Below are 24,049 nucleotides of genomic sequence, written 5' to 3'. Positions count from 1 at the left end.
TTTGTTTTATTTGATTCCTCAAAAAACCAATATCAACTTTATAATAGAGAAATGAGTGAACAGAGAGTTTCTCCTAATAGCACCTATAAAATATATTCTGCCTTATTTGCATTGGAATCCAATGTGATTTCTACAACAAGTAATAGCCAGATTTGGGATGGAACCGTTCACCCCTATCCAGAATGGAATCAAAATCAAAATTTAGCGACTGCCTTAAGCCGTTCCGTAAATTGGTATTTCCAGAATACCGATCGAGAGGTAGGGAGAAAGCTGCTGCAAGATTATTTTCACAAGATAAAATACGGGAATGAGGATCTTTCAGGGAATTTGGAAAGTTACTGGATGGAATCTTCCTTAAAAATATCACCCATTGAACAAGTCCAATTATTATACCAATTAGAAGAAAATCAATGGGGTTTTAAAGCGGAAAATATCAAAGCTGTAAAAAAGGCACTTTTAATAGATGAGCAAAAAAATGGGCGGTTGTATGGTAAAACGGGAACCGGTATGGTTAATGGAAAGAATGTAAATGGCTGGTTTATTGGCTTTGTCGATAAAGGTGATGATCGTTTTTATTTTGCCATTAATATTCAAAATAAGGATGGTCAAGCCCAGGGAAGTAAGGCTGCGGAGATTGCCAAGCAGATCCTGCATCAAAAAAAGATATATTAATAATGAACTCCAGAAAGGATTTCCCTACCTTTTTGGGACTTTTTTGGATTAAATACTACGATTGTAGTATTTATGACTAACTTGTTCACAAATTTCCCAGTATGAAAGGGCTGATGAGTTTTGAAGCAGAAAATGCAGAAAGAAAATATAGTAAAAAACCCAATCCGATGGAGATTGACTGGTCTCTTTTTTATGGTCTTTGTTCTTTTTTCTATCCTGATTCTCCGCCTCGGCGTTATCCAAATTATTAAAGGGGAAGCCTATGCGGCTCAGGCAGAGAAGACAGATGTGACGCCCGTCAGTTATTCCGTTCCGCGTGGAAAAATATATGATACAAATCATAAGTTAGTCGTCTACAATATTCCGGAAAAGGCGATTATCTATACACCGCCGAAAAATCCGCAGCAGGAAGAATTGCTTGAACTGGCTAAAAAGTTAAATACCTTCCTGGTCATGACTGATAAAGAGATCAATAAAGTAACCGATCGTGACTTAAAAGATATCTGGCTGCTAGAGCATAACAATGGCACAGATTTAATCACAAAGAAGGAGGAGAAATTATACGAACAGGAAAAGCTGAATGACAGGGATTTATATCAATTAAAATTGAAACGCATTACAGAAAGCGAGCTCAAGAAAATGGACAAAAATCTGGCGGCCATCTACCGGAAGCTATCGACCGCCATAGCTTTAACCCTGACGATGATCAAAAATGAAAATGTAACAGAGGAAGAATTTGCAAAGGTCAATGAAAATCTGGATAACCTGCCGGGTGTGGATGTCACGACTGATTGGAAGAGGGGCCGAACCTATGGGGAAACGTTTTGGAATATGCTTGGGGAAGTAACGAGTGCAGATGAAGGCCTACCGGCAGAAAAGGTAGATTACTATACTGCTAAAGGATACAAACTGAATGACCGCGTCGGAAAAAGCTATATTGAAGAGCTTTATGATAGTGTGTTGCAAGGTCGAAAGGAAAAAGTGAAAACAGTGACAGATCAAAATGGAAATGTGGTGAGTACTGAGACTGTATCGGAAGGGAAGAGCGGCAAGGATCTTGTTTTGACCATTGATATGGAGTTTCAAGCCCAAGTGGAGAAAATTATGCAGGAAGAGTTGGTAAGTGCAATCCAAAAGCCGCATACGGATACGCTTGACACTGCCTTTGTTGTGGCAATGGAACCGAAAACAGGCCGTATTCTTGCGATGTCAGGAAAAGTGTATGACAGGAAGTCCGGGGAGTTTACCGATTTTACTCCGGGAACCTTTACTTATGCATTTGAACAGGGGTCCGTTGTAAAAGGGGCTACCGTATTAACCGGATACCAAACGGGTGTAAGGGATTTCGGGGAAATTGAGCTGGATGAAGTCATGCGATTTAAAGGGTCGGGAACCTTTTCCTCTTACCAGGTCATGAACAGAATTAACGAATTAGAGGCATTAGAGCGTTCATCAAACGTTTATATGTGGAAAACCGCGATTGAAATTATGGGCGGCAAGTATGTACCCAATGGCACATTAAATATCGATCCGAAAAAAATTGAAACCATCCGCTATTATTTCAACCAATTTGGTTTGGGCATCCCGACCGGTATTGGTTTTGATAATGAAACGGCGGGAATGAAAGGAACGAATACAAGCACCTACTTCCAAATTGCCATTGGACAATTAGATACCTATACACCTATGCAAATCGCCCAGTATATTACCACGATTGCCAATGGAGGATACCGGATGAAGCCCCAATTGGTCAAGGAGATTCGAGAACCCAATGAGGATGGTAATGAACCAGGCAACGTAATCGATGAAATCGAACCAGTGGTGCTGAATCAGGTGGATATGAGTGCGGAGATGCTTAAGCGGGTTCAACAAGGTTTTTGGCTGGTCACCCATGGCTCCAAAGGAACAGCAAGAGGATATTTTAAAGACGAACCGTACAATGCCGCGGGTAAAACCGGGACCTCGGAATCTTATAAAAATGGGGTGAAGACTTGGAATCTTTCTTTTGCTGGTTATGCCCCATTCGATGATCCCGAGATTGCCATTGCCGTTATTGTGCCAAATGCCTACCGTGATGGTTATGCTCAGCCGCATAGTGCAGCTAATATCATCAGCCAGCGGGTTTTTCGGGCATATTTTGATCTTAATAAAAAAGGATGGCCAACTACAAAATGATTGACATCTTTTTATTACAGTTGTAGTATTAGGTGTGCAATAAATACTACACAAGTAGTATTACATACATAATCAAATATTACGTATGTAATCAGAGTGGAGAAAGGAGGAAATTCTCCTCTAGCATTTTTAGAATCTGCTGATTAAGAGCTGATCGGTGTTAATCTAAACATTATGATTAAACCCGCTGATTCTATTTTCAGGACATCTAGTATTAATAGAAAGAGGTTATGATCTTGAGGAAAACACATGATATTTTCAGTATGAATAAATTTATATATGCCTTGCTTGTGCTAGTGGTTGCAATTGTACCGCTCGCCGGTTGGTCGATGACCACTCATAACCCTTCTGACAAGCCTGAAAAGGCAGTCAAGAAAACACCAGCACCCCAAATTCACCGTGAGTTTGCAGAACTCGAGAACAAATATGATGCTCGGCTCGGAGTCTACGCCATCGATACAGGTACAAATCGGAAAGTCTCTTATCGGCCTCAAGAGCGGTTCGCTTACGCATCTACTTACAAAGCTCTAGCCGCAGGTGCATTGCTGCAGCATTACTCAATTGATCAACTTGATGAACTGGTCACATACAACAGCGAGGACATCGTTTCGTATTCACCCGTAACACAACTTCACGTAGATACCGGGATGACTCTTCGGGAAGTTGCCGAGGCTGCTGTGCGATATAGCGACAACACCGCAGGGAACCTTTTATTAGAGAAATTGGGAGGCACTGAGGAATTTGAAACAGCACTAAGGAAGATTGGCGATCATAAAACCCAAGTTGATCGCTACGAGACGGATTTGAACTCAGCTGTTCCTGGAGATACACGTGACACAAGCACGCCAAAAGCACTTGCTACCAGCCTCAAGGCTTTTGTAGTCAGCGACTTGCTCCCAACTGAAAAACGAACGATCCTGACAGATTGGATGCGAGGAAATGCCACTGGAGATGCATTAATCCGGGCTGGTGCACCAACAGGCTGGAAAGTCGATGATAAGAGCGGGGCAGGAAGCTATGGAACGCGGAATGACATTGCAATTGTTTGGCCGCCGAATAGAGCTCCCATTGTCATCGCAGTTCTATCCAGCCGCGATACACAGAATGCCACCTATGACAATACGCTTATCGCAGAAGCTGCTAAGATCGCACTTAACGCTCTTAAGTGAACAGATAAGTAAATTTACTCATCACAATTCTCGAATAAAAAAGCTGATGAGTAAAAACACTCTAGAATACGAAACAGTGGGAAACGAATGCTTCCCATTGTTTCGTACGTTATTGAATAAGTTACACCTTTTCTCATCAACTTAAGAAATATACAAATTAGGAGAAGGTGTAATATGGAGAAAAGTGGTTATCGGTCATTCACCATCATGGCCATAAGCATAGCAATGTTGCTAATGTCATCCTGTAGTCAGTCCCAAAAAATAGAGAAAAATTCAAGTACGAATAAAACTCCTCGTGAAGTTTTAGGTTTCTACACAGAAAAGGAAGGAACGTATCCAGGGTCTCAACCGATAGTTAACTCGCATTTCAACAGTTTAAGCATCATTGCCCCCTTTTGGTATAAGCTGGATGATCAGCGTCCAGGCAGTCTGATTGATTCCGTTACTGCCGATCATAAGAAAAAGGTTATTCAGAGTGCTCATAAAAAACACCTGAAGGTCTATATGGTTGTCCATAATCTCTTTTATGAAACCGTCGAGAAGGGGAAGCAGGTAGCGAGTAATGTACTCGATCACGATAACGACCGCCATGTTTTCATTCAGAATATACGCAATGAAATCAATCAGTTTAACTATGACGGTATAATATTGACATGGAAAATTTGTATGTGACTGACCGAGATTCTTTTAGTCAGCTGATAAAAGACTTGTCTGATGCATAAAACCTGATGGAAAAGTAGTTACGGTTTCAGTCCCGGCAAACACAGGTGATTCCCGAGCTAATCCCTGGTCACCGTGGTTTGATTACGAAAAGCTTGGTCAATATTCAGATGGGTTAATGATTATGACATACGACGAACACAACCCAAGAACCAAACCTGGTTCAACAGCATCAGTCGATTGGACAGAAGCAACGATTCGTTATGCTTTGAAACAGGAAGTACCGCCCTCAAAAATTTTACTCGTTATCGCTGGGTATGGATGGGATTGGGATACAGCAGCAGGCAAAGCCAAGTATAGCTCCTATGAAGAGCTGATGGGGCAGAAGACAAAATATAAAGCGAAAGTTCAATGGGACTCCCGTTCGCAAACACCTCATTTCGATTACGTAGATGAAGAACAACATAGCCACCAGGTTTGGTTTGAGAATAGCGATAGTCTGCGGTTTAAGCTAGACCTTGTAGAAAAATATAATTTACGGGGAATCGGGATATGGCGGCTCGGTTTAGAAGATCCAATGTACTGGACGACCATCCCGGAGAAAATAAAAGTAAAAAAGTGATGGAATCGCCCTTCAAATCCTGTTGGGATGGCTGCGGCGATCCCATTTTTCTGTTTTTCTACTCTTGCACATGCAATATGAAAATATATCTTTCCCTTGTTACATTCATTCTTCAAAAGACTATTTTTTGTTATAACCTCGTTCCCCATAGGATTGTAACTTTTCTATCCATTTTTCTTCAAGGGCTAATAATGCTTCTTTTTCGTTAAAATACGGATCATCGGACTTCTTCAATTTTTCAAGAATATCAATCCTGAAAGCATCTTTTCCGTATTGATTCCATTCTTTTTGCAGCTCTTTGTTGGTGGTATACCCGTTTGTTTCAAGCATGAATTTTAAACCGTTTAAGGTTTTTAAGTTTCTCGTACTTCCAACCAATATTTTATTGTTGATCGTATTCTTTATCTGATAAATTCCTGCTTCAACGGTTATTTCTTTAAATTGTTGTTTTAACTCTTTTTTGCGATCCATGTTTATTCACCTTCTGTTATCATTTACTTTTTTAACCAATAACTACTTCCGTCTGATTTACGGTCTAAAAATCCGTATTCAACTAAATATCTTCTTATTAAAACATAATCCTCATAAAAGCCTATTAGAATTTGATTTAATTCTTGTTCATCATAATTGTAATCCGTTTTTAAATGGTTTGAAATTTCACTAAGGATTACAAGTCTTTGTTTTTCTTTTTTGGGAAACCTAGTCAAAATTCCTTCGGAGAAGTATTTATGAACAAATTGCTCATGTTCATCTTGGGTAATATTGTATCTCTCATCTACCATTGTGGCTGTTTTATGCACGGGAACAAAAGCTGGTGCAAAATTATCTTTTTCTTTCAGTAATTCCATCATAGCTAAAAAAGTCTTTGCCTGACGTTCTTTTTCTTTTAAAGCAAAGCGATGATGACGAATAGTAGAGGCACTTCCAATGGCAAGCTCAGTTTGAATTTCTTTGTCATTTTTCCCCTGATAAAAAAGGGATAATAGTTTCTTTTGATGTTCAGTAAGACCTGTGAGTTTCTTGTCCATGTCAAGTAAATATTCAAATACGGATTGGTGCATATTTTCAATATGAATACGCATATACCTTTCAGCTTCGTACAATCTATTTTCATAAGGATAAACAATTCCTTTTTCTATTCTTTCGCCACATAATAGACAAGTAAATGAACCAGTTTCTTGAATATACCCACTTTTCAGTTCTTCCAATGAGGCATTCCAAAAAATATTTGATATTTCCATTGGTATTAACACTTCCTATCATTAAAAAGAAAAATAAACATCCGCTTATTTTGTTTATTTAATTACAAACATTCTATAATAATGTTTGTATATAATCAATAAAAAAAACAAACAAAACATTGAACTATATATATTCATCAGCTTAACTCCAATGTAATTATGTTTTTATAAAAACCGAACCTTAGTTGACTTTGTTTTGTTGCTTGTGATAACGTCAGCATGAGGTGATAATAAATGGCATTTAAATCCAAAAATATCTTTATCAATTTACCCGTGAAAGATCTGAACAAATCAAGCAACTTTTTTCGGGACTAGGTTTTGAATTCAATCCCCAATTCAGTGATGAGACTACAGCCAGTATGATCATTAACGACAATATCTTCGCATTGATAATGGTCGAAGAACGTTTCAAAGAGTTTAGTAAGAAGGATATTGTCGATGCTACTACTTCTGCCGAAGCGATTTTCTGTTTATCAGCTGAAAATCGGGATCAAGTAGACGAATTGGTAAATAAAGCACTGGCATCTGGCGGTAAACCTTCGAATGCCCCTCAAGATCATGGATTTATGTATGGATGGGGGTTCCAGGACTTAGACGGTCATATTTGGGAAGTCGTTTATATGGATGAAAATGCAATTAACCAGGCGTAACACATATTGGATAACGGTGCCTGTCCCTCGATGCGTTAAAGCTTTAACCTGTTGGGGTTCAGGCACCGCCTTTGAAATACACCGATAAAACTTTTAAATTCTCCGAAAAACGGGTGTGTAGTACATTATTTCCGCTAAATAATAGGGAGAAAAGCTCTATAGCAGTGCAAAAACCACAATCATACGTGAAAAATCACGCACTCGATTGTGGTTTTATATACTTTTATGTATATCTAGTTCTACTACAAGTAATTGTTAATCTTGAAACTCCCATGCTGGATTCCAGACAACTTCCCATAAATGCCCATCTGGGTCTTGGAAATGGCCGGAATATCCACCCTAAAAAGCATCATGCGCAGGGTCTGTTATAATGGCACCAGCCTTTTTAGCTAGCTCCAATACTCGATCTACTTCTTCTTTACTTTCTACATTGTGGCCAATTGTACATTCGGTGGGATTTGGTGCGGTTTGAATAACCTTCGCCTCGTGGGCAATATTTTTGCGGCTCCATAGAGCGAGCTTCAACCCCGCTTGCAAGTCAAAAAAGGCAACGGCTCCATGCTCGAATTCTTTTCCAAGGATCCCCTCCGTTGGTAACCCTAATCCTTCACGGTAAAATTCTACCGATCTCTCTAAATTGTCTACACCTAAGGTGATAACAGTAATTCGTGGTTTCATCATTAAATGCCTCCTATTAATATACAAAGTTTTTCTATTGACTACTACACATCCTGTTAGATATTCATTCAATTATAATATAAAAATAGAGGAGGGAAAAATATGCGTACTGAACAAGAAATAATGGAGTTAATCTGTATAATTCATAACCAATACCATAAAATATCTCAGAATAACAAAATAAAAATAGGGAGGTATTTTCTTTGGGGATTTTTAGAAAAAAAAATACAAACAGCTTAACCGCTGCAGAAGTATCCGCCCTTTGGTTACAGTTTACAGGCGATAGTATGGCTATATGTGTTTACAAATATTTTCTTAACATTGTTGAAAGAAACGAAATAAAACCCATATTAGAATTCTCTTTACAGTTAGCTGAAGGACATTTAACGAAAATCAAAGAATTCTTGAAAAGTGCAAATTTTCAAGTCCCAAAAGGATTTACAGAGAGTGACGTGAATGTTAATGTCCCGCGTCTTTTTTCTGACCAATTTCTACTATTTTACTCCTATATTATGACAATTCATGGGTTAACCGCTTATAGCCTAGCTATTACAAACTCGGAACGACAAGACATTCAAAATTATTTTTTTGAATGAACATCCAAGGAATTGTTCCAAAAAATAGTTGAATTAGCTAAAAACCAACCCAAATTTTCAAGTGTCCCCTCTATTCCTACACCTCATGGGGCGAAGTTTATTGAATCCACAGGAATCATTTCAAATTTAATTGGCGATAAAAGACCACTGAATAGTTCGGAAATCAGTACCCTTTTCTTTAATTCAACGAAAACTGGATTTATCAGTTCGCTCAGCTTGGCTTTCAGTCAAGTGGCGGAGCTGGAGGAAGTTCGTAATTTTATGTTGAAAAACGTTAAATTAGCAGGGAAAGATGCGGATAGCTTTGACGCTATATTACGACAAGATCATTTACCAATACCTGAGAAATGGGATGCTGAGATCACTGATTCTACTGTAAATCCTTTTTCGGACAAATTGATCATGTTTCACGCAGCGTTTTTAGTAAATGCGGCTCTTTCCTATTATGGTGCATCATTAGGTTCCAGCTTTAGATCGGATATAATTGTGAACTATTATAAAGTATTTACCCATGCTATGGAGGCTGGTGCATCTTCTTTCAATATTATGGTTAAACATGGATGGCTAGAAAAACAACCTGAAGCGATTGACAGAAAATCTCTGGCACAAGGTTCAGAGAAATGAACCCCAAAAACAGGCGAACAGTGACAAAACTATTCGCCATTTTGATTACCGCAATACGGGTTTGCTTCATTCAGTTAGTTTTTCTTGAATCAACTGAATGATTGTTTCATAAAATGAAAGCCCATGTGGGACAAATCTACTTTTATCAGCCATTCCATCGATAACGAGCTTTTCACCCATATGATTTATCTCAAATCCGCTGATATTTATTTCTGGTTTAACACCCGACCAAAGATCAATAAAATCAGCAAAATTCACTTTGATGATGCCTGAAACTTCTTCTTTTTGTAAGCTAAATTCATCAAATCCCAGGTTTTTTTTATATAAAAATGTGTGTGCAAGTTCATTATCAAGTAAGTCTTCATGGTTGACGCAATAATTGATGATTCCCAATGGTATTAGTTCATTAAAGGCAACATCAAGTCCTAATTCTTCCTTGATCTCTCTAATGCCATCTTCTGCCGATTCATGTGCTAATAAATGACCTGCTGAAGTTATATCAAAAAGATTTGGGTGGTCTTTTTTCAGGTCACATCGAAGCTGAAGATAAAGATAATCAATTTCCTCCTCACGGCTAACAATCCAGCAATGAAAAGATTCATGCCAAAGTCCTTGTCGATGCACTTCCTCCCTAGTTGCTACTCCAATAGGATTCCGCTGGTTATCAAAAACTCTTACTAACTCATTCTCCATTGTTTGTTCTCCTTATATAAATATTCTATATATGTAGAATTTCTATGTATATAGAATAATATATTCAACCTGTTCGTGCAACAAGTTTTACTTGTTTTTTCCAAAAAGAGGGAAATGCATTATATAATTAGTAACTAAAATAAGCCTTATTAAATGTTGAATTTATAAAGCGATTCTAGATAAGGTCATTGTTGTAAACTGTATCTGTTATAATAAAGGTAACAATGGAAAACTTATCCTTGGAAATTTGGAAGGGAGTCATTCAAGTGTTATCTTTTGAGGAAAAAAAGGCTATTTTTCATTCATTTAAACTAAAGGAAAAGAAGATTAGTAATGGGAAAGTAAGTTTTATTTATCCGGAAAGTAATCAAAAGGGGCAAGTGTTGGCTACGCAATTACATCCAAGTGGAAATGGCTATGTGAACGGTAAGTATTTGTCAGAAGAAATTATTGAGAAACATGGGTACGAAGTAGATCCGCGAGGTTGGATTTCAATTAAGGCTTTTTCAAAGGATGAAATTGCGAAGGTAATAACGGAGGCCATGAAATCAATGGCAGTGATGACCGGTGAGGAACTTTTTGAGAAGAATGCAAAGGAAAGTCCTGTGCAGACGGAAGGGTCACTAGAGGAGCAGGAGATTCCAGGTAGAGAGGTCGAAAAAAGTTTAGAGCCTCAGAAAATGAAGTCAATTGAAAAAATCCAATCTTCTACATATGAAATCTATCACGGTTCGTGTTTATTTTCCTGGCTGGGGCTGACATTATCGACAATGGAATATGGCTTTTTGGTCTGGAGGAAAGCTGTAAGGAAATATGTGGGGATTGGATCAAAATTACAGAAATAAGTATAGCCAAATAGAAAACCTTGCCAATTTTGCTGGCAAGGTTTTCTTATGTTTAAATTAACTCCAAAACTTCTTTTTTTTTTTTGTATTGCATGTTATTCTAAAATAATAACTTCAATGAAGACATTTTTAGTGTTAATCAACTTTTTATATAAAACAAAAGGAGAAATGTTGATGAAGAAAATTAGTTTAGCATGGCAGATATTCATTGGACTTGCTCTAGGTATTGCAGTCGGAGCAGCTTTTTATGGCAATCCGCAGGTAGCAAGCTATCTCCAGCCAATTGGTGATATATTTATTCGTTTAATTAAAATGATAGTTGTTCCGATTGTTATTTCAAGTCTTATCGTTGGTGTTGCAGGCGTTGGTGACATGAAGTCTTTGGGAAAGCTTGGTGGCAAAACACTGCTATATTTTGAAATTATTACCACAATTGCCATCATTGTTGGCCTTCTTGCCGCGAATGTATTTCAACCTGGGCTTGGGGTAGACCGTTCCCAATTAACGAAGACGGATATTAACAGTTATGTAAGCACAGCTGAAAAAACGGAATCACATTCAATGATTGATACAGTGGTGAACATTGTTCCTACCAATATCATGCAGTCGCTTGCAAATGGCGATATGCTTGCGATCATTTTCTTCTCCGTTATGTTTGGGCTTGGAGTGGCGGCGATTGGCGAGAAAGGCCTGCCTATTCTTAATTTCTTCAAAGGAACGGCAGATGCGATGTTTTTTGTCACAAACCAGATTATGAAATTAGCACCATTTGGTGTTTTTGCCTTGATTGGTGTGACCGTTTCTAAATTTGGGATCACCTCGCTAATTCCACTGGGAAAACTGGTTTTAGTTGTATATGGGTCAATGATCTTTTTCATTTTAGTAGTTTTGGGGTTAGTGGCTAAGATTGCCGGGTATAATGTTTTTAAACTAATCCGGTATTTAAAGGACGAACTGATTTTGGGCTATACGACTGCGAGTTCAGAAACCGTTCTACCGAAACTTATGGAGAAGATGGAGAAAATCGGTTGTCCGAAGTCGATTACTTCTTTTGTCATTCCGACCGGTTATTCCTTTAATCTAGATGGATCGACCCTTTATCAAGCGATTGCGGCCATGTTCATTGCACAAATGTATGGAATTCCGATGAGCATCGGACAGCAAATTACATTAGTGTTTGTCCTGATGCTAACCTCCAAGGGAATTGCTGGGGTGCCGGGGGTATCATTTGTCGTACTTCTTGCTACATTAGGCAGTGTGGGAATCCCTGCCGAGGGACTTGCATTTATTGCCGGTATTGACCGAATCTTGGACATGGCACGTACATGTGTAAACATTGTCGGAAACTCATTAGCGGCTATTGTGATTACCAAATGGGAAGGCCATAGCCTTGATGATCGTCAGGAACAAAACGCAGCTTAATATTAAGCAGGGAACCCTTTATGATGGTTCCCTGCTTTCGTATAATCATAAAAGTGAGGGTTGTCTGTGGGTGTTATTACATCTTATCTGGATCAGTATGGATATGTATTGTTATTTATCGCGCTTACACTTGAGCTGTTAGCACTCCCACTACCGGGTGAGCTCATTATGAGTTACACTGGATTTCTTGTCTACCAAGGACATCAGGGATGGTTTACCAGTATTATCGTTGCTGGCTTGGGGAGTTCAATTGGAATGACCATTGCTTATTGGATAGGTAAAAAATATGGTACTGTTTTTTTTGAAAAATACGGTAGGAAATTCCACCTAGGCCCGGAACGAATAGAAAACACCTCTAAATGGTTTAGTAAGTATGGGAATAAGTTGCTAATCATTGCTTATTTTATCCCCGGAGTAAGACATTTCACGGGCTATTTTTCAGGGATTACAAATCTCAAATTTCGTACCTACGCTCTATATGCCTATAGTGGTGCATTTATTTGGGTTGCCACGTTTATTTCGCTAGGTAAAATACTAGGACCAAAATGGGATCAATTCCATGCATCCATAAAAAAATATCTTATAATTGGCATAATTATCGCTTTAATCATCTTGGTTCTTGTTTATGTATACCGTAGAAAGAAACAACAAATTAAAGATGCAGCCATTTTATGGATCAACAAAATGATGAAATTATTGAAGTCAAGAAGACGAACAGGGATATTAATTGTGAGCACCGTTGTCATCACACTTGTATTTAGTGTCTTAATGATCGAAGTCATTCAAAGTTTGTTAACAAATGAGTTTCAAGAATTCGATGAAACGATGACCTTTTTGGTTCCGTCTACTTTTGGACATGAGTGGACTTCTGTCATGCAGGCTTTCTCTTTTCTAGGGACGTCTAAAGTCCTTTTTTGCTTATGTGTCTTTACATTAATATGGATATTATGGAAGGGGAGAAATAAAGTTCTTGAAACCATTACATGGATGCTTATTGTTTCAGGTGGAGAATTATTTGAAGAAAGTTTAAGAAGTCTATTCCATAGCTTGGCACCTAATAATCAAACTTCCGCGCAGGACTTGTTCAATAACTTTCCAAGTGAACAGTCATTAATGGTACTTGTCATCTATGGTTTTGCCATTTTTGTAATAGTGCGATACACCGGTAAAGCACGACTTCATACAGCAACTGTTGCCGGAGCCCTGTTTTTATTATTTTTCATAGCAGTTAGCCGTATCTTTTTTAATGTTCAATATCCTAGTGATATTGTGGTGGGATATATATTTGGTGGAGTTTGGTTAAGTTTAAATATCCTTGGACTAGAGTTTTTTCGTTTGCTGCGAAATTTCCATATTGAAGTCAAAGCTAATTAATAAGATTAGGTGCATTTTATTCTTCATAAATTCTAAAACCAAAGAAAGATTGGCTCGAAAAGCCAATCTTTCTTTGGTTAATATTTGGTGAAATTTCAGGTTGCGATTTCCGTCAATCTATGGATTGCAGTAGTAAATGAATCACGACTACTGTTTTGATTTTGGTCGTTTCTTACCTATTAACAGGGTAATTTGTGTCATGGTAATAGGCAGTGAAGATTTCCTTCGAAAAGCTAAATATTTAGGGAGCCACATATCGGCATATTTATCTTTGAATTTTCTTAACCCTTGAAATGAATAGAAAAATTGCCCATGCAAAAATATTTGCGAAGCAACCTTTTCACTTAAAAATGAAAATTTTGACAGCCCAACATTTGATAAGGGAGCCATCCCAATAATAAAGGATTGATATCCTTGCTCTTTTGCCCATTCAAATAATGATAGAAAAACAAAGTCCATCGTTCCGTTTGGCGAATCCTTCTTAAAGCGCATCATGTCCAATGAGATCGTTTGGTTTTGATCATAAACCGGCATCAGGCTGACAAATCCGAGAATCCCCACTTCGTTTGCTCTAACAACGGCTATTTCCGCTTTATTGAGATAAGTCTCATCAAAAAAACCGAGGGAAAAACCTTTTTCCGTTCTTCCTTGTAGCCATTCATCAGAGATATCCTTAAGTTCCTTCATTAAATCTGCATGAAAAGGAGGAGATACAATCTCAAACTGATAATTTTCTCGTTCAAACTTGTTTTTTACTGCGCGGGCTCCTTTCATTTTTTTGCCGCCAAATGAAAAGCCTTCTAAGTCAACATAAGCCTCCTCGCCGAGCTTGAAAAAGTCATAACCGTTTTCATGCAGAAATGGGAGCATTTTCTCGCTGACTTCATAAAAAACAGGCGTATACCCATGGAGATCCGCTGTTTCTCGGAATTCTTCAATGGCAAGTGGTAATTCATCGTGGTCTCCAATAGGGTCACCGAGAACCACAAGCTTGTCCGCATAAGCCTGATAGGCAAACATGACGTTGTCTTTTTTATTCCAATAAATAAATTTATCATGTAAAAAGATTAAATGTGTTAGGACCGTTCCGTTATAATGATCCAAATGGTCCATGATTTTCTCTTCCTGGGTAATGGATGTTTTTAGCTCCCATTTTCTATTCCGTCTAAACAAATAGCCGAAGAAAAAAAGAAACATCGCGATAACTAAACCGATCCCAGCACTTTTAAATAAATCACGATAGTCTTTTATGAGATAGGGTGAGAGCTTTGGATTCATTTTAATTTCAGAAGAAGGCAAATTGAGATAACCAATTAATACAAACATAAAGGTAATAACCACAAACATACCGATATCAAAAATAGTTTTGCCCCAATTTAAAACAAAACGCTCCCTATAAAAACGTTTTTTTGATGCACTTAAGAGCAAAACAACAATTAAAATATACAATGCTTCTTCATAATCAAACCCTTTCAAGAAGGTGAATAAAGCCGCAAAGATTAAAACGACTAAGGTTAGGTGGTATGCCCGCTTCTCTTTGTATTGAATACCTCGGGATAGCCCGAGCAGGATAAAACCAGTTGCTACTGATAGTTGATGTGAGATATTCATGATCGGAAAGGATAAGAATTCTTGAGCAATCTTAAGCCTTCCGATAATTCCTGGGACGGCTGCTGAAAGAAGTAAAACAAGTCCTGACAGAAAGACCAAAAAGGTTAAAAGGATATGGCTAATTCTCCCCAGGATGGCATTAGGAACATCATTCCACGATTGATTCCACCTGTTCCAAAAATCCATTATGAATAAAACTAGCCCCAGTAAAAATGGAAGAATAAAATAGCCAATCCGGTAAAATAGCAGAAGGACGACTACTTGCTCCTCCGGAACACCTAAGACATGAGTACCCCAAATAAAAACTAAATCAAAGGATCCTAAGCCGCCGGGAATCATGCTAATAATTCCGGCGCATGAAGCAACGATCAAAACGGATACAAGCCCGGCAAAGTCAATCGAGATTTTCAAAATCAAACATAATAACCATATAGCAAGGAAAATGGCAATCCATTCGAGTAACGAAACCATGATCAGTTTGAGCGCCATTCCAAATTCTATCATAGATTCTGCTCGTTTTTTTCGTTGAATAAAATAGATCGAGATAAAAATTGGCAGATACAAACCTACCACTGCTACGGCCCAAAGGAGCCATTTTTTATCATGCAATAGAGGAGTCCGTTGGTAACTGATAAGAACAGTCCAAGCAAGCAAAGAGATTCCAGTGAGATAAAACAGCGAAACTGAGGCAATTTTCTTTACCAGTATTTTTTTGTCGGCCTCAGCTTCATGATAGAAATAGGTTCTCAGTGTAGCGCCAACAAGACCTCCAAAGCCTATTAAATTTGAAAAGGTATTCGCAATAAAGGACTTTTTTACCAGCTCTTTAATCGGCATTTTAAAGCCCAAAATTTTGACTAAAATTACATCATAGAAAAACATCGGGAAAATGGCGCAAAAGGTAATGAGAAATATCAAGACCATCTTGGCCAAATGCAATTGATTTACTTCATGGCGAAACAACTGAACATTCATATTTCCGGTGAATTTTTTTATTTCATATCCAGCAAGAACTAATAAGATCATCGGAAATAAAATTTTTAGGAATAATATGATCTTTTCTTTATTTATCTTTTTCATACTCATTCACCTATTTTCTCCTTGTTTGCAAGGCATTGACAACTCTAAATAAACATACGGAAATGTAGCCATTAAAAACATATGAAGCATATCTGTATTTTGCATAGAAAGTATCCAAATATTCGTAAGGATGGTTTAATATAAAATCGAGACTAGTAGAATGTATATAACAGAAATTATCAAAGGAGTGAGTAATAGTGGAAATCACGCTAAATAAAATCTTTGTGGGTTTGCCAAAAACAATTGGCAGTAAAGAGGCAGCAAATCCAATGGAACGGATATGGACAAGTGCAATTTTTAAAGAGCCTGTTGAAGGGCCAATCTGGGTTGGGAAAACTGGCTTATCGGGTGATGGACAGGGAGATTTGGAGCACCATGGCGGGCCAGAAAAAGCTGTGTTTGCCTATTCACTTGAAAATTATTTATATTGGCAAAAGGAACTGGGGAATTCTGAGATAACAGCCGGCGGCATGGGAGAAAACTTGGTTATGGAACATATAACAGAGGAAATGATTGCCATAGGTGATACCTTCCAAATTGGTGAGGCGGTAATTCAAGTTTCGCAACCTAGACAACCATGCTGGAAACCCGCACGCCGTTTTAAAGTAAAAAATCTGGCACTGCTTTTGCAAAATACGGGCAAAACGGGCTGGTATTTTCGCGTTTTACGAGAAGGATTTGTAGAGGCGGGGCAATCCTTTACCTTACTTGACCGCCCGTATCCGCAATGGACAATCCAAAAAGCAAATCAAGTGATCCATGCGAGGCAACAGAACTTTTCAGATATGCAGGAACTTGCCTGTTGCGAATTGCTTGCCCCTGGCATGAGAGCTACATTAGCTAAGCGGATAGAAAAGCAAGATCCCGGTGCCCCGGATATCCGTAGCCGGGTTTTCGGACCAAATGAATAGGATACTGCTAAGGTCAGCTGTTAAAAACCCAAGATGCTGAAAGGGGAAGATGCCTCCTTTAAAGGCGGTCATCTTCCCAGGCTCTATCATCATCTTTAATATTGTATTTATTTTTTAATGTTTTGCTTGATCAAAGAATCCTAAAGCATATTTAACTACTTCTTGAATATCATTTGTTTCGTATGCCGTGAAATCCTCATTGGTGATGTTCATCTTAACGCCTTCCAGTACATAACCACTGTCCAAATCGAGTTCTAAAAGTATCTCATAACCCTCAGAAATTTTTTTTGTCTCAATAATGTTGAACGTCTGAATAGAAGTGCCTGTTTCATAATCGATTGATTCCACAAAATCTGACATGCAAACACCACCTTCATTTTAGGGTGTAACCTCTTATAGTTTAACCGTACTGCAATCTGGTATTCCCTTAGATTTAAGGGATTGAAAGGGTTGAAAATACCCCTTTTGCTGTAGAAATTTATTAAAAGCCTAAATATTTTGAAAACGCTTACAATTTGTTAGGGAAACTGATATAATAAAACCAAGGGGACCTCATGATTTTTTCATCAGGAATAACTTAATGAAATCATGAAAGGGGTAGAGAAGAATGACTGAAAGTATTTTCAAACACTTAGAAAAAAAGGGAATCGTCGTACCTGAACATCAGATTCAACCTTTAATGTCACAGTGGGATGCATATAAACACCTCACAAACAATTCAAATCCCGAAAATCTCACATTCAAAAACAACGTAAAGCTTAAAAACGAACCAAGATTACAATAAGGTGCTGGAAAATCATATACTGGAGATAATTCTCTATTTCATTGTCATAAACTTGTAAAGGGTGTCAGGCACCATGTGAAAATTTCACATGGTGCCTGACACCTTTTTGTGCTGTTATAATGGAGAGGTGGAAGGAGGATGTGATGATGAAAATTTTGCTTGTGGAAGATGATAAAACGATTGCATTTGGACTGGAATATTCGTTGCAACAGGATCAGTTTTCCACGATTCTTTGCCATGATGCCTCATCTGCGAAAAAGGTAATAGCAGCGGAATTGGATAAAATCTCATTATGTTTATTTGATTTATCCCTGCCAGACGGGAGCGGATATGAATTGTGTAAGCTCGTGAAGGAGCGTAGTGATGTTCCTGTCATTTTTTTAACCGCGATTGATGATGAGGTCAATGTCGTAATGGGACTTGATATGGGTGCGGATGATTACATAACGAAACCATTTCGGGTTCGCGAGCTGATTTCTAGGATTAAAACTGTGCTAAGAAGATACCAAAAACAGCCGCAATCCAAAGTTATTATTGAAATACAAAGCGTCAATATTAATACCCTCGAAGGAAAAGTCTATAAAAATGGTGAAGAAATTCTGTTAACAGCCCTAGAGTACCGCTTACTTTTAATCTTTGCGAACCATATTGGCCAGGTTCTCTCACGAAATCAGCTTTTGGAACGGATTTGGGATGTTGCCGGGGACTTCGTTAATGATAATACCTTAACGGTTTACATAAAAAGACTAAGGGAAAAGTTAGAGGACCATCCGCAAAGACCACAAATTATCAAAACAGTACGCGGATTTGGCTATAAGGTCGGTGATTAGCATGGTGCGTAATCGTGAGGTACGAGTGTTTCTACTGTCAATGTGCCTGATCAGTTTAGGGGGCATTGTCGTTGCAGCATTTTATTCAACAGCTGTTATGGTTCTCGTTTTGATCATTTCTATTTTGTTAATAGGCTGCAGCCTTATTTTTACGGGTTGGCGATATCGTGAAATCGCAAACCTGTCCCGGTATTTACGTCAAATTAGCGGCGGCGATTATTCGCTAGATGTGCGTGATAACGTTGAGGGCGAGTTAAGTATCCTAAAAAACAATATTTATAAAGTGACCATCATGTTATCTGAACAAGGTTCGCTTTTGCAGCAGGATAAGACCCAGCTCACCAATGCGATTTCCGACATTTCGCATCAGCTGAAAACCCCACTTACCTCGATGATGATGATGGCTGATTTGTTAAGCGATACCAAGCTCCCTTCCGAAAAAAGACAAGAATTCACTCGGACGATCCGCATTCAGCTTGAACGAATCGACTGGCTTGTTTCTTCATTATTAAAGCTATCAAAGATAGATGCTGGAACAGTTTCATTCAAAAAAGATCAAATAGCTGTGAAAAAACTGATTCAAAAAGCATTAGAGCCCATGCTGATTTCGATGGATATTAAGGAACAAACTGTTTCCGTTGAGGGTGATGATTCCACTTCATTTGTTGGCGATCTTAACTGGACGGCTGAGGCCGTCATTAATATTTTGAAAAATTGTGTAGAGCATAGCCCCACGGGTGGCAAGATTGTTATTACTTTTTCGGAAAATGCGTTGTTTACTGAATTTATCATAACTGATAGCGGAAAAGGTATCGCGAAGGAAGATCTTCCATATCTTTTTAAACGTTTTTACAAAGGTAAGAATGCCAGTGAAGACAGCGTAGGTATTGGCCTAGCAATGGCCCATAGTATTATTACTCATCAAAATGGTGATATCGAAGTTAGGAGTAAGACGGGTGAGGGGACGCAATTTCGGATTAAATTTTATAAACAAGTGACTTAAGCTTGAGACAGATGTTCAACTGGCGGATAGGAGCACTTTATTGGTGGATAAGGCGCCTTACGGGCAAAGTGTCATTTTTTGTTATTGAAATAAAGCATTAAGTGACTAAACTGTCATTTAACAGTCACTGTAAAGTCATTTTAGCCAGATAAACTAATATCATCAGTAAATATGGAGGTTTTACCACAATGGATATTTTAAAAATAGAACATCTGACTAAAATGTACGGTAAAGGCGAGACGGCAGTTAAGGCACTTGATGATGTTTCTTTTTCAGTGAAAAAAGGCGAATTTGTCGCGATTATTGGTCCGTCTGGTTCAGGAAAATCGACCCTGCTTCATCTGCTTGGCGGCGTTGACCGGCCCACAAGCGGAAAAGTGCTTGTTGATAACACGGATATTTATAACCTAAATGAAACACAGTTGGCGATTTTTAGACGCAGACAAATTGGTTTAATCTATCAATTTTACAATCTAATTCCGGTTTTGACAGTAGAAGAGAATATTACCCTGCCACTTTTGCTCGATGAACACCAGGTTGATAAGAAGCAGTTTTATGAGATCGTGAAAATTCTCAAACTGGAGAATCGCTTAAACCACCTTCCGAATCAGCTTTCCGGTGGGCAGCAGCAGCGGGTTTCTATCGGCAGGGCGTTAATCAGTAATCCTGCAATCATGCTTGCCGATGAGCCTACAGGTAATTTAGATAGTAAGAATAGTAGTGAAATTATCGATTTACTAAAAATGTTTAATAAAACGTATAAGCAAACGTTGTTAGTTATTACCCATGATGAACGAATTGCCTTGCAAGCCGACAGAGTCATTGCGATTGAAGATGGCAGAATCGCCAGGGATGAGGTGATTCGACCGTGAATATTGTCAATAAATTAACGGTCAGGCATTTGAAGCACAACAAACGGCGTTCGCTTGTAACCATTATTGGCGTCATTATCTCTGTAGCTATGGTGACCGCAGTGGCAACCCTCGGTGTTTCCTTTATGGACTTAATGCAAAGGCAGACAATTGCGAGTGAAGGTGAGTGGCATGTCCTTTATAAGGATGTAAATAAAGAGCAGCTTAAGGCGATTAAAAACGATGGGGAAACAAAAAAGGTTGTTCTTTCACGTGATCTCGGCTACGCCCTATTAGAAGGCGGCCAGAATGAAAGCAAACCTTACTTGTTTGTCAAAGAGTATAATGCCCAAGGATTTAAACAGTTTCCGATTGAATTGAGCAGCGGGCGGCTGCCAAAAGCAAGTAATGAGGTTGTTCTTTCGGAGCATATTGCCACGAACGCCAAAGTAGAATACAAGATTGGCGATCAGATAACCCTTGAGGTCGGGCAGCGCACCATGCTTGGCGTTACGGATCATATCTTTGAACAACAGGACCCCCTACAAATAGAGAATGAGAAAATATCTGAGAGTTTGATTAATAAAAAGACTGCAAGCTACAGGGTTGTAGGCGTTATCAAACGTCCGACATGGGAACCAACATGGGCGCCAGGGTATACGATTATTAGCTATGTAGATGAAAGCACTATTAGAGCAAATGAGCCTGTTAATGTAACGGTTGTGTTAAAAAAGGTCAAGAGCTCCTTGTACGACCATGCAAAGGATTTAGCTATGAAAAAAAAAATCACCTCACCGCAATTTAACAATCAGTTATTGCGCTATTACGGTGTAACAAGTAATGATGGGCTGCAGCGCACGCTTATTTCTTTAATGGCCATCATTATGGCGGTTATTATTATTGGTTCTGTTTCATTAATCTATAATGCCTTTGCCATTTCTGTTTCAGAGCGTTCGCGTCATTTAGGAATGCTTGCAAGTGTGGGCGCAACGAAAAGACAGAAGCGTAATTCAGTGTTTTTTGAAGGAATAATCATTGGCTGCATCAGTATTCCAATTGGTATTATTGCCGGTCTTCTCGGAATCGGGATTACATTTTGGTCCATTAACTCGGTTATTCAAGGGGCGTTAGGTTTAGAAGAGAAGTTAACCGTGACGGTCACACCATTATCACTCTTAATTGCCTGTGCGGTTTCGATGATAACAATCTTCATCTCCACATACCTGCCGGCCATTAAGGCATCGAAAATTTCCGCTATTGATGCGATTCGCCAAACAACTGAGGTGAAGCTGACCGGTAAAGCAGTGAAAACATCAAAGCTTGTTCGAAAGCTATTCGGTATTGAAGCAGAGATAGGCTTGAAAAATTTAAAACGAAATAAACGGAAGTACCAAGCCACAGTATTTTCGCTTGTCATCAGTATCGTTCTGTTTTTAACCGTTTCGGTTTTTACCGACAACTTGAAAAAATCGCTTGAGCTCTCACAGGATGGAGTGAATTATGATATTTCAGTATCAAATGGAGATGAATTAACTGAATCAAAATTGCGGATGCTGCAATCATTTTCTTCCCTTGAGGGCGTAACGGAATCAAGCATGGTAAGAGAATTAACAATGAACACCGGGATTGATGAAGCGTCTCTTACTGATGAATTACGTAAAGAGGTGAAGCAGAATAAGAGTATACTTCACAACGGAAAATATCCTATTTATGTGCGATTATATGCATTAAATGAGAAAAATCTAAAGGCATATGCCAAGGAAATTGGTGCTGATTATAAACAATTAACAAATACAGCGCATATGACGGGCGTTGTTATTGATACGGTTCCCTATCAGGATATGGAAACGGGAAAATATGTTGAGGCGAAGGCTATCCATATGGAACCGGGAGAAAGTATTGATTTAAATTATCATTATGTAAACAGTGAAAAAGAAACATTTATAAGTAATATGACAGTCGCTGCTCTGTCTGACAAATTACCGATGGGGATTACACCGGCTGCAATTGGTGGGGTAACAGTCATTGTCTCCGAACAGGCCATGGATCAAATGCTGACAGAAAAGCTACGCCCAGCCGTTCAGATGAACCTCTACCTGAAGAGCAATGACCCAATGAAAACTCAACAGGAAATGGAAGAAATAAAAGAGGGTAACCTATATATTCACAATGTATATCAAAACAGGCAACAGGATGAACAGATGATCATGCTCATGTCGGTATTTACGTATGGCTTTATTGCCTTAATTACAGCGATATCGATTGCGAATATTTTTAATACGATTTCGACCTCTATTTCCTTAAGGAAACGGGAATTTGCCATGCTGAAGTCGGTGGGAATGACACCTAAGGGATTTAACAAAATGATTAATTATGAAAGTATGTTTTATGGCATCAAGGCACTGCTCTATGGGCTACCTATTAGCATTGCCGTTATGTATTTGATCCATAGGTCTATGATGAACAGCTTCCGCTATGGCTTCACACTGCCATGGATCAGTATCATCTACGTGGTCGCCGCCGTATTTATCATCGTCGGTTCCGCCATGATCTACTCCAGCAGCAAAGTAAAAAAAGAAAACATCGTTGATACCTTAAAACAAGATAGTATATAAAAAAGGGTGTCAGGCACCATGTGAATTCTTAGTATGAATATAAAGAAATAAATGGTAAAATTGTGAAAAATACAACACTTTAAAGGATAACGAGATGTTTTTTTTTGAATAAGAGCCTCTAGACGGACGGCTCTTTTTGTTATCAATCAAAATAAATTTTGGGGTGTTAGACATGTTCACGAAGCTTGTACCCAATGACACTGCATTGGCAGAGGGAAGCCTATTTGTACCCAATGACACTGCATTGGCAGAGGGAAGCATATTTGTACCTGGTGAGGTTGTAACTTCCAATTCAAATAATGAAAGGTGGGATTTCATTGGATTTTCCTATCCAAAGAGGGAACTTTCATTCTATAGAGCAATTCATAAAGTCATTTGACCAAATTCCTAGAAAGCAAAAGACACTATTAATCGGTATCGATGGCTGCGGCGGTTCAGGCAAAAGTACATTAGCAAATTTTTTAAAAGAGCATTGTTCCGACGTAACGGTTGTACATATGGATGATTTTTATTTTCCATCAGATCAAATTATCGAAACAACGCCAACGCAGAAACCGATAGGTGCTGATGTTGACTGGAAGCGGGTAGTAAAACAGGTGCTTGAACCGATAAGGCGCAATAAAGAGGGGCATTATCAACGTTACGATTGGAAATCAGATCAGTTGGCAGAATGGCATCCAGTTCCGATTGGAGGAATTGTCATTATCGAAGGCGTGTATTCTACACGAAACGAACTATCAAATCTTTACGATTACACTATTTGGATCGATTGTCCTAGAGAGACAAGGCTAGTACGCGGCCTTGAAAGAGATGGAGAAGAAGCACGCGGAATGTGGGAAGATAATTGGATGATTTCTGAGGATCTATATGTGAAGGAACATCAGCCCCATCATCGAGCACACCTAGTAGTAGGATAGTGGGCGTTTCAAAGGAACATTAGGAA

Annotated in this window: 22 protein-coding genes and 2 pseudogenes; 18 read left to right on the top strand and 6 right to left on the bottom strand. The window is 38.7% G+C overall.

Going from position 1 to position 24,049, the window contains the following annotated elements:
* The 5 genes from BABA_RS08405 to BABA_RS28045 all read left to right on the top strand — a co-directional run.
* On the top strand, positions 1-672 hold a 672-nt coding region (locus BABA_RS08405), incomplete at its 5' end, for a penicillin-binding transpeptidase domain-containing protein (RefSeq protein WP_007084731.1).
* A gap of 120 nt (positions 673-792) precedes the next feature.
* Positions 793-2,847, top strand: a complete 2,055-nt coding sequence (locus tag BABA_RS08400; RefSeq protein WP_007084730.1) for a peptidoglycan D,D-transpeptidase FtsI family protein — start codon at positions 793-795, stop codon at positions 2,845-2,847.
* A gap of 263 nt (positions 2,848-3,110) precedes the next feature.
* The gene (gene bla / locus BABA_RS08395; RefSeq protein ID WP_083865338.1) at positions 3,111-4,016 is read left to right on the top strand and encodes a class A beta-lactamase; all 906 of its coding nucleotides are present in this window, start codon (positions 3,111-3,113) and stop codon (positions 4,014-4,016) included.
* Positions 4,017-4,190: 174 nt separating this feature from the next.
* On the top strand, positions 4,191-4,688 hold the full coding sequence (locus BABA_RS28050; RefSeq protein ID WP_007084728.1) for a glycoside hydrolase family 18 protein: 498 nt from the start codon (positions 4,191-4,193) through the stop codon (positions 4,686-4,688).
* Between the two features lie 46 nt (positions 4,689-4,734).
* On the top strand, positions 4,735-5,298 hold the full coding sequence (locus BABA_RS28045; protein ID WP_235749622.1) for a glycosyl hydrolase family 18 protein: 564 nt from the start codon (positions 4,735-4,737) through the stop codon (positions 5,296-5,298).
* A gap of 120 nt (positions 5,299-5,418) precedes the next feature.
* Here BABA_RS28045 and BABA_RS08380 read toward each other — a convergent pair whose 3' ends face one another.
* Together BABA_RS08380 and BABA_RS08375 are read right to left on the bottom strand one after the other, a co-directional pair.
* Positions 5,419-5,769, bottom strand: a complete 351-nt coding sequence (locus BABA_RS08380) for a GIY-YIG nuclease family protein (RefSeq protein ID WP_007084726.1) — start codon at positions 5,767-5,769, stop codon at positions 5,419-5,421.
* A gap of 23 nt (positions 5,770-5,792) precedes the next feature.
* Complete coding sequence (locus tag BABA_RS08375) at positions 5,793-6,539, bottom strand: DUF2087 domain-containing protein (protein WP_007084725.1); 747 nt, start codon at positions 6,537-6,539, stop codon at positions 5,793-5,795.
* A gap of 234 nt (positions 6,540-6,773) precedes the next feature.
* Between BABA_RS08375 and BABA_RS08370 the strand changes: the two are divergent.
* Positions 6,774-7,189, top strand: a pseudogene (locus BABA_RS08370) (VOC family protein).
* 255 nt (positions 7,190-7,444) lie between these two features.
* Here BABA_RS08370 and BABA_RS08365 read toward each other — a convergent pair.
* Positions 7,445-7,867 (bottom strand): annotated as a pseudogene (locus tag BABA_RS08365) (VOC family protein).
* Positions 7,868-8,070: 203 nt separating this feature from the next.
* Here BABA_RS08365 and BABA_RS28040 point away from each other — a divergent pair.
* Together BABA_RS28040 and BABA_RS28035 are read left to right on the top strand one after the other, a co-directional pair.
* Entirely contained in the window at positions 8,071-8,463 is a 393-nt protein-coding gene (locus tag BABA_RS28040; protein WP_235749618.1) for a DUF3231 family protein, read from the top strand.
* 12 nt (positions 8,464-8,475) lie between these two features.
* On the top strand, positions 8,476-9,087 hold the full coding sequence (locus tag BABA_RS28035) for a DUF3231 family protein (protein ID WP_235749616.1): 612 nt from the start codon (positions 8,476-8,478) through the stop codon (positions 9,085-9,087).
* A 66-nt stretch (positions 9,088-9,153) separates the two neighbouring features.
* Here the strand turns inward: BABA_RS28035 and BABA_RS08355 are convergent, their stop codons facing one another.
* Positions 9,154-9,780 (bottom strand): NUDIX hydrolase, encoded by a 627-nt coding sequence (locus BABA_RS08355; RefSeq protein WP_007084722.1) that lies wholly within the window; start codon positions 9,778-9,780, stop codon positions 9,154-9,156.
* Between the two features lie 266 nt (positions 9,781-10,046).
* On the opposite strand from BABA_RS08355, the gene BABA_RS25995 reads away from it, so the two are divergent.
* The 3 genes from BABA_RS25995 to BABA_RS08340 all read left to right on the top strand — a co-directional run bounded on the left by BABA_RS25995 (position 10,047) and on the right by BABA_RS08340 (position 13,421).
* Complete coding sequence (locus BABA_RS25995) at positions 10,047-10,625, top strand: hypothetical protein (RefSeq protein WP_157273142.1); 579 nt, start codon at positions 10,047-10,049, stop codon at positions 10,623-10,625.
* A 174-nt stretch (positions 10,626-10,799) separates the two neighbouring features.
* Positions 10,800-12,047: a cation:dicarboxylate symporter family transporter gene (locus BABA_RS08345; RefSeq protein WP_007084720.1), complete on the top strand. Its 1,248-nt coding sequence runs from the start codon at positions 10,800-10,802 to the stop codon at positions 12,045-12,047.
* Positions 12,048-12,113: 66 nt separating this feature from the next.
* On the top strand, positions 12,114-13,421 hold the full coding sequence (locus BABA_RS08340; RefSeq protein ID WP_007084719.1) for a VTT domain-containing protein: 1,308 nt from the start codon (positions 12,114-12,116) through the stop codon (positions 13,419-13,421).
* Between the two features lie 147 nt (positions 13,422-13,568).
* Here BABA_RS08340 and mprF read toward each other — a convergent pair whose 3' ends face one another.
* Positions 13,569-16,118 (bottom strand): bifunctional lysylphosphatidylglycerol flippase/synthetase MprF, encoded by a 2,550-nt coding sequence (mprF, locus tag BABA_RS08335; RefSeq protein ID WP_007084718.1) that lies wholly within the window; start codon positions 16,116-16,118, stop codon positions 13,569-13,571.
* 191 nt (positions 16,119-16,309) lie between these two features.
* Between mprF and BABA_RS08330 the strand changes: the two genes are divergently transcribed.
* Positions 16,310-17,023, top strand: a complete 714-nt coding sequence (locus BABA_RS08330; RefSeq protein ID WP_007084717.1) for an MOSC domain-containing protein — start codon at positions 16,310-16,312, stop codon at positions 17,021-17,023.
* A 114-nt stretch (positions 17,024-17,137) separates the two neighbouring features.
* Here the strand turns inward: BABA_RS08330 and BABA_RS08325 are convergent, their stop codons facing one another.
* Entirely contained in the window at positions 17,138-17,383 is a 246-nt protein-coding gene (locus tag BABA_RS08325; RefSeq protein WP_007084716.1) for a hypothetical protein, read from the bottom strand.
* Between the two features lie 247 nt (positions 17,384-17,630).
* Between BABA_RS08325 and BABA_RS27255 the strand changes: the two genes are divergently transcribed.
* From BABA_RS27255 to BABA_RS08295, 6 genes are all read left to right on the top strand, one after another.
* Complete coding sequence (locus BABA_RS27255) at positions 17,631-17,807, top strand: hypothetical protein (RefSeq protein ID WP_157273141.1); 177 nt, start codon at positions 17,631-17,633, stop codon at positions 17,805-17,807.
* A gap of 146 nt (positions 17,808-17,953) precedes the next feature.
* Positions 17,954-18,637, top strand: a complete 684-nt coding sequence (locus tag BABA_RS08320; protein WP_007084715.1) for a response regulator transcription factor — start codon at positions 17,954-17,956, stop codon at positions 18,635-18,637.
* Position 18,638: 1 nt separating this feature from the next.
* Positions 18,639-19,640, top strand: coding sequence for a sensor histidine kinase (locus BABA_RS08315; RefSeq protein ID WP_040345688.1), 1,002 nt, complete (start codon positions 18,639-18,641; stop codon positions 19,638-19,640).
* Between the two features lie 188 nt (positions 19,641-19,828).
* Positions 19,829-20,512, top strand: coding sequence for an ABC transporter ATP-binding protein (locus BABA_RS08310; RefSeq protein WP_007084713.1), 684 nt, complete (start codon positions 19,829-19,831; stop codon positions 20,510-20,512).
* A complete protein-coding gene (locus tag BABA_RS08305) occupies positions 20,509-23,106 on the top strand; it encodes an ABC transporter permease (protein WP_007084712.1) in 2,598 nt (865 codons plus the stop codon). The genes BABA_RS08310 and BABA_RS08305 overlap by 4 nt, the downstream gene beginning before the upstream one ends.
* A gap of 353 nt (positions 23,107-23,459) precedes the next feature.
* Positions 23,460-24,023, top strand: a complete 564-nt coding sequence (locus BABA_RS08295; RefSeq protein WP_235749620.1) for a uridine kinase family protein — start codon at positions 23,460-23,462, stop codon at positions 24,021-24,023.
* Positions 24,024-24,049: the final 26 nt, after the last annotated feature.

This window comes from Neobacillus bataviensis LMG 21833 (assembly GCF_000307875.1).
GTDB classification, from domain to species: domain Bacteria; phylum Bacillota; class Bacilli; order Bacillales; family Cytobacillaceae; genus Neobacillus; species Neobacillus bataviensis.
Note: the sequence above shows the minus strand (reverse complement) of the source record. Positions and strands in the feature narration are given on the sequence as shown.